General features: G+C 43.0%; 11 protein-coding genes. 7 read left to right on the plus strand and 4 right to left on the minus strand.

Translation table 11 applies throughout. The annotated features are described in order from the left end of the window. Positions 1 to 123: 123 nt before the first annotated feature. Positions 124 to 1149 (minus strand): M23 family metallopeptidase, encoded by a 1026-nt coding sequence (locus tag M9899_08435; protein ID MCO5114189.1) that lies wholly within the window; start codon positions 1147 to 1149, stop codon positions 124 to 126. Positions 1150 to 1342: 193 nt separating this feature from the next. Further along, positions 1343 to 2068 (minus strand): Stp1/IreP family PP2C-type Ser/Thr phosphatase, encoded by a 726-nt coding sequence (locus tag M9899_08440; GenBank protein ID MCO5114190.1) that lies wholly within the window; start codon positions 2066 to 2068, stop codon positions 1343 to 1345. 102 nt (positions 2069 to 2170) lie between these two features. Between M9899_08440 and M9899_08445 the strand changes: the two genes are divergently transcribed. Then, positions 2171 to 3175 (plus strand): TonB family protein, encoded by a 1005-nt coding sequence (locus tag M9899_08445; protein ID MCO5114191.1) that lies wholly within the window; start codon positions 2171 to 2173, stop codon positions 3173 to 3175. A gap of 239 nt (positions 3176 to 3414) precedes the next feature. Further along, positions 3415 to 6216 (plus strand): pyruvate dehydrogenase, encoded by a 2802-nt coding sequence (locus M9899_08450; protein ID MCO5114192.1) that lies wholly within the window; start codon positions 3415 to 3417, stop codon positions 6214 to 6216. A gap of 74 nt (positions 6217 to 6290) precedes the next feature. Here the strand turns inward: M9899_08450 and M9899_08455 are convergent, their stop codons facing one another. Then, positions 6291 to 6947 carry an O-methyltransferase gene (locus tag M9899_08455; protein MCO5114193.1) on the minus strand — a complete coding sequence of 219 codons (657 nt, stop codon included), beginning with the start codon at positions 6945 to 6947 and terminating at the stop codon, positions 6291 to 6293. 250 nt (positions 6948 to 7197) lie between these two features. On the opposite strand from M9899_08455, the gene M9899_08460 reads away from it, so the two are divergent. From M9899_08460 to M9899_08470, 3 genes are all read left to right on the plus strand, one after another. Further along, on the plus strand, positions 7198 to 8481 hold the full coding sequence (locus M9899_08460) for a hypothetical protein (GenBank protein ID MCO5114194.1): 1284 nt from the start codon (positions 7198 to 7200) through the stop codon (positions 8479 to 8481). Between the two features lie 22 nt (positions 8482 to 8503). Further along, entirely contained in the window at positions 8504 to 9037 is a 534-nt protein-coding gene (locus M9899_08465; protein ID MCO5114195.1) for a hypothetical protein, read from the plus strand. Positions 9038 to 9128: 91 nt separating this feature from the next. Beyond that, positions 9129 to 10859, plus strand: coding sequence for an ABC transporter ATP-binding protein (locus M9899_08470; GenBank protein MCO5114196.1), 1731 nt, complete (start codon positions 9129 to 9131; stop codon positions 10857 to 10859). Here M9899_08470 and M9899_08475 read toward each other — a convergent pair. Next, positions 10854 to 11402, minus strand: coding sequence for a superoxide dismutase family protein (locus tag M9899_08475; GenBank protein ID MCO5114197.1), 549 nt, complete (start codon positions 11400 to 11402; stop codon positions 10854 to 10856). The two genes, M9899_08470 and M9899_08475, sit on opposite strands and share 6 nt — an antisense overlap. Positions 11403 to 11547: 145 nt before the next feature. Between M9899_08475 and M9899_08480 the strand changes: the two genes are divergently transcribed. Together M9899_08480 and M9899_08485 are read left to right on the plus strand one after the other, a co-directional pair. Then, on the plus strand, positions 11548 to 12126 hold the full coding sequence (locus tag M9899_08480; protein ID MCO5114198.1) for an RlmE family RNA methyltransferase: 579 nt from the start codon (positions 11548 to 11550) through the stop codon (positions 12124 to 12126). 73 nt (positions 12127 to 12199) lie between these two features. Continuing rightward, positions 12200 to 13174 (plus strand): deoxyhypusine synthase family protein, encoded by a 975-nt coding sequence (locus M9899_08485; GenBank protein ID MCO5114199.1) that lies wholly within the window; start codon positions 12200 to 12202, stop codon positions 13172 to 13174. Positions 13175 to 13177: the final 3 nt, after the last annotated feature.

A 13177-nucleotide genomic window follows, 5' to 3' on the forward strand; every position in this document is an offset into this window, starting at 1 on the left:
AGATTAAGGGGAGACCCCAAGGGGGTTCTCTTAATCTTAATCCAAAATCTATGATGAAAGCCGAAGACGCTTCGCACCCGCTCGTGTTGGGGGGCTTCTAAGGATATATGGAATAACCAAGACTTAATCTAGAATATAGTTCTTTGGATCTACTGGGATTCCGTTGACGCGGACTTCGTAGTGAACGTGAGGGCCAGTGGAACGGCCTGTACTTCCTACGGCTGAAATCTTCTCGCGACGCTTGACCTGTTGGCCTAATTTTACAAATACTTTTGAGTTATGAGCAAAACGGGTGACCACACCAAATCCGTGGTCAATAGACACAATCTTTCCGTAACCAGATTCATATCCCACATAAGACACTACCCCTGCCGCAGGCGCTACCACTGTGGTTCCCACTGAAGCCGCCACGTCTAAGCCTTTATGTAAGATGACTCGGCCTGTGAACGGATCATTACGATAACCGAATTGAGACGAGATCCAACCCACTGCGGGCATAATGCTAGGAGTGTAATCCAAAAGATCTCTTCTTTCAGAAAGATCATCCCAAAGTTTGTTAAGCTCTAACTCCATGTTTTGGGCTGTTTTTGAAGAATCCCAAATGCGCACTTCTAAATCTGAGAAAAACTGAGTGGAAGTGGATTGAATGGCATTCGGTGTTCTTGCAAGGATAGGCCATTTAAAAAACGAAAGCCCTGTTACGCCACTACTTGAAGAGGCCAAAGAGGCTGATTTTCTTTCTGCGGCCATCGCTGCTTCTTGTTCGTTAGGATAAATGGTGTCACCAGGGCGAGGTTCTGAGTTGAACACCAAGTCCATCTCTCGGTCTTCATCATTCACATCTGTGATGGCTTTAAGTTTTGTAGACAGAGACTTTACTCTTTCTACTTGTAACTCTAGGGATTCTAACTTGGTGATCAGACGGTCGTATTGAACTTCCATCTGTTCGTTTTTTAATCTTAAAATTTTATTCTCGTTATTTTGTGCAATCAGACGGAAGTAATCCCCCACCATAGACAGCATGATCAAAACAAACAGACCAAAAATAAATAAAGAAAAATGAATCCAACTTCTGGAGATCGTAAATTTTCTAACAGGGGCACGATGGTTTCCAGTAATGATAATGTTATATTTCTTGCTTGATTTCATTCTTCCTCTACTGTTTTTCCCTAACCATCGTCACTTTATAGTCTGCACACTTTGCAAGCTGAGTCTCTTTTAGTTTAGCTTGCCTATGCCTTCAAACCGCCTGCCACCTTGGATTTCGCGGCTTTTGCCACTGACTCCTTAGTTATACGAATCTTTTTTGTCTGCGTCAAAAAAACCACAGCACCTAGACCAATTACTTAAGACAAACGACAAGGCAGGTGATGTTGTCATTGCCTCCTGCTTCATTGGCGCGTTCTACACACACATTGGCCACCTTATCCAAAGGATTTTCGGCTATGATTTTTGCAATCTCACCATTAGAAATCAAGCCTGATAATCCATCCGAGCACAATAAATAGATCTCGCCAGGTACATAATCTCTATAAACAATGTCAGATTTGACATACGACTCATAGCCCACACTTCTGGTGATCACGTTTTTGCCTATAACTTCAGCAGAGTTTTCGTTATTCACTAAACCTGCACGAAACTGCTCTTGGATTAAAGAGTGGTCCTCGGTCATCTGCCAAAGTTTCCCATCGCTGTACATATAAGCACGAGAATCGCCTACATTTGAAATATAAATGCGCTTCTCTGTAGCAATGAGTGAGACTAAAGTCGTGCCCATGCCCTCAAGCTCTATAAAATTGGGATCATGACTCTTTGTGTAAATTCTCTCGTTCGCTAGACGATAGGCCATTTCAATCTTGTCTTCGACGGCTTCAGTGGCTGTGCGCGGTGTGCCTAAAACCTCTTGCATGGCTTCAACGGCCATAGCTGACGCCACCTCACCACCTTTATGTCCCCCCATGCCATCGGCCACAGCGTAAATATGATACTTAGAGTTCACCAAAACCGAATCTTGGTTAATTTTACGCTTTCTACCAACGTCTGTTTTCGCATAGGCAATGATCTTCATAATATCTCTATTTTTCGACAGCTCGCACATAGAGTCTAGTGAAAAAAGCACAAACCTAGTCCTCTATTTTTTTTCACGTTTATCCGATAAAATAAGCAAGTGATGAAGCCGCAAAACACAAGGCAGATGCTCCTTACCAGTTTTTTGATTATTTCCATAGCTCTACACGCTATGCTGGGTGGATTTGTACATTATGCACCGCGCTTGGCCTTCATGCAGGAATTAGCAAAACGACTCAATCACACGATCGAAGACAAAACCGAAGATGTCGTAACACAGATCGAACTGATCAATGAAGAAGACCTGCGACGTCAGGTGGTTTCGCAAAACGAGAAAAGCATTAACGATCAAATTCCAGAAAAAGATTATTTCTTAAGTCAGAGCAATCAAACCGTAGAGCAAGAGACCCGTGCCGCAAACGTCGGAAAATTCAATAATGCGTCTGCACCTGGAGCTTTTATACCTCCCCAAAGACAGATCGACCCTACACCACAGGCAAAATCTAAAACACAACCACAACAAGAACTTCCACGAATAGAAAAGACACCCGAGTTCCCTCTGACAGCCTCACAAGCAGCAGAGACTAAACCTAAAACTAAAGCTCAAAAACTAGGACTTACTGGAGCCTCTTTTGAAGACACCGTGGAACGCACTGCTGAGCAAGCCGTCGCTGCACAGGCAGGACAAAGAGGCTTTGCTGGAGACGGATTCAGTCAGACTGATGACCACCTTAAAGACATTCCTATTGGTGAAAGAACTTTGTTAAACACTCGTGAGTTCATCTACTATTCTTACTTTGCACGCGTTAAAGAGCAGCTTCGCAGTCACTGGAACCCACAGGTGCGCCATAGTGTGCAACTGCTGTTCGCTAAAGACGATCGTCGCTTAGCCTCTGTAGACATTAAGTCCACATCTCTAAGAATCACTTTAGATAAAAAAGGGTATTTGAAAAAGATTGAACTGCTTAAAACCTCTGGCTTTAAAGAACTCGACATCGCTGCCATTGAGGCTTTCAGAGCGGCGGCCCCCTTCTTAAATCCGCCTTCAGGTTTGGTTGAAAAAGACGGAACTATCAAAGTCTTCTGGGACTTTATTCTCGAAAGCTAACCTTTACGCCTCTACTTTTGTCCCCAAATTGGAAGCTCAAATCGACTGCTAACTTTATAAAAACATTAGGCTTTTACTCTTTCTAGCTTTATTCAGCATCAAGTCACTTTAGGTTGATACTGCCCCCCAGTTGGGGTAATAATGGTGCTTTCACAGGTCAGAAAACGCAGCTTATAGATTCCCTCTATAAGCTGTTTTTACGCGAACATCTGATTGTGATTTTAAAAGGAGCATGAAACATGAGTTCACTAAAAGACATCAGCCCTAAGGCTCTAGATCATATTTTCAGACGCGCCCACTATCTGGCTAACCAAATGGTCTTCCAAGCCAACCATCGCAAAAACAAAGCAAAAGGCGATCCCAAAGTAGGCGGTCACTCGTCGGCAAGCTCCAGTGCTTTACATATCCTCGGAACACTTCACCTATTTGCCAAAACCAGTTTTGATCATATTTCAAATAAGCCTCATGCTTCACCTGCAGACCATTCGTTTAATTATTTATTAGATTTATTTCTTCGTGATGACTTTTCTAAATTCACACAAGAAGAGTGTGACACAGCGATGATGGGTCTACGTGCTTTCTCTCAAAATGGAGAGCCCGTATTTCAATCTTATCACTCGGCTTGGGATCCTGATCGTCATAACTTTTTCCCATCAGGAACAGTGGGCATTCCCGCAGTTCAAGCTGGGTACTTAGCTCTGGCTTACCGATATGCAAAAAAACATGGATACAATGTTCCTGATGCCCACTTTTGGTGTGTGATTGGAGATTCGGAATTCCGCGAAGGCTCCTTGTTTGAGGCTGTGCCTGACTTTGCAGAACGTGAACTGGGCAATTTGACTTGGATCATTGATTATAACCGCCAAAGTTTAGATGGACATAGAATCACCAACACCGATGCCCTTAATGGAACCGATGCTCATCGTATCGAAAGAACCATGGCTGCTAACGGTTGGGAAGTGATCACTGTTCAGCATGGTCGATTCAGACAGAAATTATTTTCTGCCCAAGGTGGTGAAGCTTTTAAAAATTGGTTTGAAACTGAATTGACGGACTACGATCTTCAAACTCTACTGCTGATCAAAGATGCCAACACCTTAAAGAGCGAACTGGCAAAGATTAAATCCATTGCTCAATTTGTTGAGTCACAAAAGGCCGAAGATCTTTTAATGGCCCTTAACGATATGGGTGGACATGATGTCGAATGCTTACTGCAAGCCTTCGAAGCTTCAAAAAAATCTACAGACAGACCAACAGCAATTGTAGCTCATACCATCAAAGGCTGGGGTCTTGAGATGGCGGCAAGCAGTGGAAACCACTCTGCCCTACCCGAACCCGAAGAGATGGAGGCCCTACGTCAGGCCCAAGGTATCACTGGTGATAAATTGTTTGAACGCTTTGATGCCAAGTCTGAAGAAGGGAAATTTCTAAAAGCCCGTAGTGAAAAACTTTATAATGACATTTTAAAACAAGAAGAGATTCGTAAAACCAATAAAGACGCTTTTGCGAAAAAAGTGAATGAGCTTCCCACTTCCCTAGATATCAATTTAAAGTTTGCAAGCTACCCTCATACACAGTGGATGTTAGGACAGCTGACTTCTAAACTGACTCGTATTGCAAATACGTCACTCGATACCAAAGACAAACCTTTAACTGACGAAGAAAAGCTGTGGAAGCCTCTTGCCGAAAATATTGTATCTATGGCTCCTGACGTGGGAACCAGCACTAACCTTAACCCTTCGATGGACGGTAAGATTTTTAGTGCCAACGAAGTGGATGACATCGAAGAGCAACGCGGAGTGAAGGATCATAAAAACCCTGACCTGATTCCTGGTGAAGAGATCACGGACAGATTCTTAAGGTTTGAAATTGCTGAAGCTAACGTGATGTCCTGTGCTGGAAGCTTTGGAAGAATGCGCGACATTCTTGGAATCCCGCTCTTCCCACTGATGACTGTTTATGACTTCTTTATCAAAAGAGCTTTGGATCAGTACTTTTACAACATGTACTGGAAGTCGTCGTTCTTCTTGGGCGGAACTCCCTCTGGAGTCACTCTGTCTCCTGAGGGCGCGCAACATGGTTGGAAGTCTGACATTCAGGTTCCTAACCAAACCACTTGGGAGCCTATGTTCTGCCAAGAACTGGATTGGATCTTCTGTGAATCTTTAAAAAGACACTTCACTTATGATAATGACGAACGCCAAGGAGTTGTTTTCCGTGGTGTGACTCGTGGTATAGAGCAGAAAGACTTTTTAAAATATTTAAAAACTCAAAAAAGATTTAAGACGGATTCTAATGCAGTACTTGCTCATAAAGACTATCCTATGAGTGGCGCTGTTGCAGAAAATACTATGAGCACCATTGCCGAAGCAGACATTCTAGAAACCGTTCGCAAAGATGTGTTAAACGGCGGCTACTACCTGATCAACTATGAATCTTATGCAGGTTACAACCCTGGTGATAACGTGGTGAATATCTTTTCTTTGGGAAGCTTAGGGACGGAAGCCATCAAAGCGTCAAATGCCCTTTTAGCTAAAGGCATTTATGCCAACGTAATTGTTGTAACAAATACGGATTTACTGATTGGTAATCCTGCATACAAAAACAACTATCAGCATTTAAAGCAAAACTTAAAGGTGAACGCAGATTTATTCTTGCAACCCTTAAGCAACGGCGCTGCTCTTCCAGGCGAAGCTCAAACCTTCTCTGGTCGTCGCATCCCTATTGTGAGTGTGCATGATGGCGAAGCGGGGTTATTAGATAACATCGGTTCTATTGTTGGAGTTCGCCAAGAGGCTTTGGCTGTGCGCAAACATTCTAAATGTGGTCGTCCTACAGACATCTATGCCTACCATGGCATTGATGCAGACAGTGTGATCCAAGCTTGCGGCAAAGTGCTTTCAGAGACTGCCTTAGAGCAAGTCAAAATCAACTTCTCGAATATGCCCGCACAGGTTCGTCCACAAGTAGAACAAAGCTTTTATCCTAAGGTGACTCCTGATGTAGACTGGTCACATCTTTGGGATCAAACCAACGCCTAAGCAGTACGGTTCTGCTTTTTAGTAAAATCTATGAATTTTGAAGTCACCTTTTAGCCAAAGGTGACTTTTTTTATTTAAAGAGACTTTTTGCGGGCGATGGTCATGCCTTCTGAGGTGGGAATCAGAATCGCATCATATTCGGGATGTTCACCTAAATTTTGATTGAACTCTCGCATCACCGCTACGGCTTTAGCATGGTTGGGTGGAGTTTCGTCTTGATAAACCATACCAAATAAAAATGTATTGTCGGCAACGATCAGTCCACCCGAACGCAAGTTGCGATGAGCCCAATTAAAATAATCCAAGTATGCGGCTTTATTGGCATCAATAAAAACCATATCAAAAGGGCCTTCACTTTCAATTTTGGGCAGTTCTTCGATGGCGTCTCCAAGGTGCAAACTTAAACGGTTTTGTTCGACTTCCGTTTTTAAAAGTTCTTGAGCAATCCTGTGATGCTCCGACATCTTTTCAAAAGACCAAACTTTACCCTTAGGTCCTACAGCCTCAAGAAGCCATGTAGTTGAAAAACCAAGCAGAGTGCCAATCTCTACAACCTTTTGTGCCCCTATCATTTTAGCTAGGACTTTGATCATTTGCCCTTCGCTACCAGAAATTTGAATCCCATCTTTGTCCACTTCTAGGATCGCACCTAGTATCTTCTCTCTTTGCTCTCCCATACGAACAAAGTTCTTTTCGATATATTGCATTCTTGGTTCTTTTTCTGTTCTCATAGATGTTCATCCTCACATTCAGATTTATATTACCATCATAGAACTCAAAGCCAACCCAAGCGTTTGTTATCTCTCCAGAATTAACCTCATCTGCAATAAATTTGAGCTAAACTTTTTTGAGTAAGACACCAAGTGTTGTCGAATTTTGAGACACCTGCTTAGGGCTAAACAGCGGCTTTGTGCTGAAATGCAATATACACAGATTTGAAGAGCCCATTTTTGGCACTGGCTGTGCACCCATAAACCCGTGGTGAAACAAAGTATCTTTCTTATTTTAATCTTTTGCAGTTGGTCTGCCCATGCAAGCCAAATCGAGATCAAAACCTCTCAAGGTCGCCTTAATGCCAGAAGAGACGCAGGCTTTAATAGCCGAGTGTGCGGTAAAGTCAGAAATGGCGCCAAGTACGAGGCGCTACAAGAAAAAAATGGTTGGGTACAGATTCGACTGAATCAACGTGGATGTCCTTCTAAAGTATGGATTCATTCTTACTACACCAAAGAGCATTACAACGGGGAGCTTACAACAGCACAACTCAGAAACTGGAGTCCCACAAAGACAGACTCTGGAACAACAACGGAAACTCCTCCAGAGGGTGGCAACGGTGGATATGTGATCACAGCACCCGATGTCAGCGGTCAACAGAGTGGTGAGTTGGGAGATGGCGCAGGTGAACATTCAGGAGCTTCAGTAGTGGCACCTGTAGATCCCAATTTGCCTGTTCGTCCCAGTGGTCTTACTGATGAAGAGTATAACTTATGTCAGTTCTATGATTCACAAAGAAAAATTTTAGATAAAACTAAAACGGAAAACTGTTACAAGCTGATCAAAAAGGCCAACAGTCGTGAGATTTCCAAAAAGGCTTTGATCTATTCTTTAAAATATCTCAAAGCGAATTTAGGTGAACTGCAAGATAAACGTTGTTTAGCTGCAGGTGGGGCCAAAGGCATTAAAAACAGCTGTCAGTTTGTCGTCAATGACTTAAACCAACGAGTCAGTGGCTTTTCTAATCGTAGTCCTTCTTATTTTATTGATCTCTGCGACGGAGGAAGTGGTTCTGCCAGAAAAGGTTTGATCACTAAAACTTACATCAACAGAGGCACAGGCTCTTCGAGTAACAACTATACAGACCGCTCTGGAAAAAAGACCACTGTACCTGGGGCTTTTATCACAGGTTCACTTACGCCATTTATCCCTTACAGAGTGACTAGTGCTTACCGAAATTTGGGTTGGGCAAATTGTTTTCAAAAAAATTCTAAAGGTCAGCCCATCCTGAGTCGCCCCGTACGAGACATGTCAAAATGTCCCGTTACTCGTCTGGCTCTTTACGGTGCCCATGACAGTAATAATTCCACTTCAAGTGCCAAACCCATGCACGTAAGTCCTTACAAATCCAGTTGGGGTTGCCCTTCTGTGGGTGTGAATGACCGATGGATGTTAGAACAGCTTCATAAAAATGGCCCTTCTTTGGTGATCAACTATGGTCCAGAAAAATATCATAAAGATTCAAGTATCAATAACTGTAGGAACAACTAAAAAGGTAAGAGGAAAATAAATTATGAGCACACATCATCTCAGCACAAAAGTATTTAAAAAATCTTTGATCCTTTTTGGAGTCAGTTTAATTGCGCTGTCTCAACTTTCTCATGCACAAAACCTGCAACGACGCCCTCAACAGACCGATAAAGAACTGTGTTTTCATTTTGATCTTAAGCCCTTTCAAAAACATTTTGCTCACTCTCAAGGCATTGACTCCCTCACCTTTTATCCCTCTTTGTTTAACTCGTCTAAAAAAAGCCAAACCACGATGTACTTTGTAGATCGTGGCGTCCATAACGACCCTGATGCGTACAATAATGTAAAATGCCATCTCAGTGCTTCATATATAAGCTGCAAAGGCGAGGATGACAGCGCCAATTTGGGAATCTTTGTCGATCCCTCCAAAGCCCAACTTCATATCAAGTTTTTGGTTCTGAGTGATTTGGACGAGGAACTGCGCGTCCTTCAACCCTTGAACGCCAAAAAAACCCCTTCTATCCCAGGAAAAGTCTTTCCGTGCCCTACAGATAGCCCCGAAGCGAGCCTCTACTAGTTTAAACACTGCGCCAATCGCTAAAACTGACACACCCGACTACTCAATACGCCCTCTTTTATGTCATAAATGAGAGTTTGGAGGGCGCAGAATGTCCAATATTATCGAAGTAAAAAACTTGAAGGTAGATTTCAAAACTGACAATGGCATCGTTCAAGCAATTAAAGGGGTCTCCTTTAATATTCCTCAAGGAAAAACTGTCGGACTTGTGGGCGAATCAGGATCAGGAAAAAGCGTAAGCTCTCTGGCCATCATGCGACTGATTGCCAACCCTCCTGGAAAAATCTCAGGTGGTGAAATTTTATATAAAGGCGAAGACCTTTTAAAAAAGACCGAAGCTCAAATGCGCAAGATTCGAGGCAAGCAGATCTCTATGATCTTTCAAGAGCCTATGACTTCGTTAAATCCCGTGTTTACTGTTGGAGATCAAATCTCTGAAAGTTTAATTTTACACGAAGGTTTAAGTAAAAAAGAAGCGTGGGAAAAGTCCATTGAACTTTTAGATAAAGTGGGCATTCCTAATCCCTCTGTGCGGATCAAAGCCTACCCACACGAGATGTCAGGTGGGCAGAGACAACGAGTAATGATTGCCATGGCCATTGCGTGTTCACCTGAACTGTTAATCGCCGATGAACCCACTACAGCGTTAGATGTGACCATTCAAAAACAAATTTTAGATTTGATTGCTGAACTTCAAGATCAATCGAAGATGAGCGTTCTTTTTATTACCCACGATCTTGGTGTCATCGCTGACATCGCCGATGAAGTGGTGGTGATGTACAAAGGCGACATCGTTGAGCATGGACAATCAGAAAGCATCTTTAAAAGTCCGCAGCATCCTTACACAAAAGGACTGCTAGCGTGTCGTCCCTCTTTGATCTCTAACCCTCACCGTCTCCCTATGGTTTCTGACTTTATGACTCCAGACGGAAAAGAAAAACCCACAAACTTTGATATTAAAAAAGTAGAAAAGTATGTGCGCCCCATTGATGAAGAAAAAAATCCCGTCATCTTGGAAGTGAACAATTTAGAAAAGCACTTCCCCATGAAAAAGAACTTCTTAGGTCAAACTACGGAATGGTTTAAAGCCGTCAACGACGTCACCCTTAAAGTTCGTAAAGGCCGCACACTAGGTCTTGTGGGAGAATCGGGTTGTGGCAAAACCACACTTGGTCGCACACTGCTTCGTCTTATCGAACCCACTTCTGGAGATGTGATTTATAAGGGTACAAAATTAAATGATTTATCCAAAAATGATATGCGCGCGATGAGACGCAAATTGCAGATCATTTTCCAAGATCCTTATGCCTCTCTGAATCCTAGAATGACTATTGGTTCGGCGATCATGGAACCCATGCAGATTCATAATTTATACAAAACCAAACAAGAACGCCAAGAGCGTGCGGCAGCTTTAATTGAACGCTGTGGTCTTCCTGCCGAGTATTTAAACCGTTATCCTCACGAATTTTCTGGTGGACAACGTCAACGTATTTGTATTGCCCGCGCACTAGCTGTGGAACCCGAGTTTATCGTCTGTGACGAGTCCGTTTCCGCTCTAGACGTGTCTGTGCAAGCACAGATTTTAAATCTGCTTTTAGACTTACAAGATGAGTTGGGCCTATCTTACATCTTTATCTCGCATGACCTAGCCGTGGTGAAATTCATCTCTGATGAAATTGCCGTGATGAACAAAGGACAAGTTGTTGAGATGTCCGATGCTCTATCTATCTACGAAAATCCTAAAGATGAGTACACCAAAAAACTTTTATCTGCGATTCCCAAAGGAATTCCCAAAACTTTGTTGAATGAGTTGAATTTATAGTGTGATCGCTCCACACGCTACGCGTGGGCCTGCGTTTCCAGCAGGTTGGGATTCTAGGTCGTCTTCATCACCATGGACCACTACGGAACGATTGATGATGTAAGAGGCCGCAGAAGGGTTCATGGAAATGTGGGCAAAGACTTCATCTAACTTAGCCTCACCTTGTGCGTTGGCTTCAAGATTACCTAAATCACCTGCATGAAAACCTTCACCTGGGGAACCATGATCGTGACCCAGAGGATTAAAGTGTCCCCCCGCAGAAGAGGCATCGGCAGCAGAGCAATCTGGCTTTTCGTGAATATGAAACCCATGTTTAGAATTAGGCTTTAAACCTTTAATGTCTGCAACCACGCGCACACCCTCTTCACTGCTGATGAACTCTACAGTTCCCGTCACACTGCTCTCGCTCTTAGAAGCTAGCTCCACCTTAATGCGTTCCAGGGTGTTTTTCGGTGTTGCTGTTTTAGTACTGTCTTTTTTTGATGTGCATCCTACTGCCATCATCACTACGACTGCGGTGAATACGATCTTTGTATGTTTCATCTGTGCTCCCAGTTTGTGCTTTCCTTGGATTATCCTAAAAAAGGCTCTCGACATCAAGGATTGAAATATTCGTGTACAATTCTAAATAAATACTCAAGATCAATAAGACTTGATTTTTTGCTCCAGTGAGGTAGGTCTCTAAAACATGGCGTTCAATCGTAAGGACCATTTTTTTCATAAAGCAAAAAAAGACGGCTTTTTAGCGCGTTCAGCCTACAAACTAGAAGAAATCCAGAAAAAGCACCGCTTGTTTAAAAGAGGCGACTTTGTTTTAGACTTAGGAGCCTCCCCTGGATCGTGGTCTCAGTATGCTTCCAAGGCCGTGGGCCCAGAAGGACTTATTGTTGGGATTGATCTCAAACCCGTAGAGTTCACCGCTCTTAACGCAGAATTCCACCAGATGAACATCTTTGAACTTGATCCCGCAATCTTACATGACAGGCAGCCCGATGTGATCATGAGCGATATGGCTCCCAACACCACAGGCATTCGTTCTGTGGATCAGGCCCGCTCTGAAGATCTGTGTCTTGAAGTGATCAAAGTGGCCACCCAGTTCTTAAAACCTGGTGGACATCTTGTGATGAAAATCTTTGAAAGCCAGACAGATCAGACTGTGACCAAGGAGCTGAAGTCCCAATTCAAAGAGATCAAACGTCTTAAGCCAGAAGCCGTCAGAAAAGGGAGTTTTGAAACTTATCTTATTGCCAAAAACTATCAAGAGTAAGAAGATGGGGAACAAAAAAACAGGTGAAAAACCACACAGCTTTTAATGCTGCTTAGGAAGAAAGGGGTATATTATGAGCTTAACCACAACACAATTTATTGATCACTACTTTAGACACTTCAATGCAGCAGCACTGAAAGATGCAGCTCAAGGTTATAAAGATCACTTGCAACAAGGGGGCAAGATGTTTGTGACTCTAGCGGGAGCTATGAGTACAGCCGAAATGGGATTGATCCTTGCAGAAATGATTCGTCAGGATAAGGTTCACGGCATCTGCTGTACTGGAGCCAACCTAGAAGAAGATATTTTTAATCTTGTGGCTCATGAACATTATGTTCGTATCCCTCACTACCGTGATTTAACTGCCGAAGATGAGTACAAACTTTTAGAGCGCCACTTAAATCGCGTGACTGACACTTGTATTCCTGAAGAAGAAGCCATCCGAAGAATTGAACACGTCATTTTAGATCACTGGCAAACTGCTGATCAAAAAGGCGAAGCTTACTTTCCACATGAGTTCATGTACCAAATGTTACGTTCAAAAAAACTTGAAGGCTCTTTCCAAATTGATCCTAAAGACAGTTGGCTGATGGCTGCTTGTGAAAAGAATCTTCCTATTTTTGTTCCTGGCTGGGAAGACTCTACATTAGGAAACATCTTCACTTCACACTGTATCAATGGTGACATCAAAAACATTCACACTGTACGTACAGGTATTGAGTACATGAAAGAACTTGCGGGTTGGTACAAAGAGATCACCGCCAAGTCCTCTCTGGGTTTTTTCCAAATTGGGGGCGGCATTGCGGGAGACTTCCCGATCTGTGTGGTCCCTATGTTACATCAAGACTTAGGTGAAACGAACGTGCCTCTTTGGGGTTACTTCTGTCAGATTTCTGATTCCACAACCAGCTTTGGCTCTTACTCTGGAGCTGTACCTAATGAAAAGATCACTTGGGGTAAACTTGCTGCCGAAACACCTAAGTTTATCATCGAGTCTGACGCCACTATCGTGGCTCCATTGATCTTTGCTTATATTCTTGGGATATAAAAA

It is taken from the genome of Pseudobdellovibrionaceae bacterium (assembly GCA_023954155.1).
GTDB lineage: Bacteria > Bdellovibrionota > Bdellovibrionia > Bdellovibrionales > UBA1609 > JAMLIO01.

Bases quoted from the DNA above. Each gene is read 5' to 3' on its own strand.
- M9899_08480 (MCO5114198.1), top strand. From the start codon at position 11,548: ATGGCGTTCAATCGTAAGGACCATTTTTTTCATAAAGCAAAAAAAGAC.
- M9899_08465 (MCO5114195.1), top strand. From the start codon at position 8,504: ATGAGCACACATCATCTCAGCACAAAAGTATTTAAAAAATCTTTGATC.
- M9899_08450 (MCO5114192.1), top strand. From the start codon at position 3,415: ATGAGTTCACTAAAAGACATCAGCCCTAAGGCTCTAGATCATATTTTC.
- M9899_08485 (MCO5114199.1), top strand. From the start codon at position 12,200: ATGAGCTTAACCACAACACAATTTATTGATCACTACTTTAGACACTTC.
- M9899_08455 (MCO5114193.1), bottom strand. From the start codon at position 6,947: ATGAGAACAGAAAAAGAACCAAGAATGCAATATATCGAAAAGAACTTT.
- M9899_08435 (MCO5114189.1), bottom strand. From the start codon at position 1,149: ATGAAATCAAGCAAGAAATATAACATTATCATTACTGGAAACCATCGT.
- M9899_08470 (MCO5114196.1), top strand. From the start codon at position 9,129: ATGTCCAATATTATCGAAGTAAAAAACTTGAAGGTAGATTTCAAAACT.
- M9899_08440 (MCO5114190.1), bottom strand. From the start codon at position 2,068: ATGAAGATCATTGCCTATGCGAAAACAGACGTTGGTAGAAAGCGTAAA.
- M9899_08475 (MCO5114197.1), bottom strand. From the start codon at position 11,402: ATGAAACATACAAAGATCGTATTCACCGCAGTCGTAGTGATGATGGCA.
- M9899_08445 (MCO5114191.1), top strand. From the start codon at position 2,171: ATGAAGCCGCAAAACACAAGGCAGATGCTCCTTACCAGTTTTTTGATT.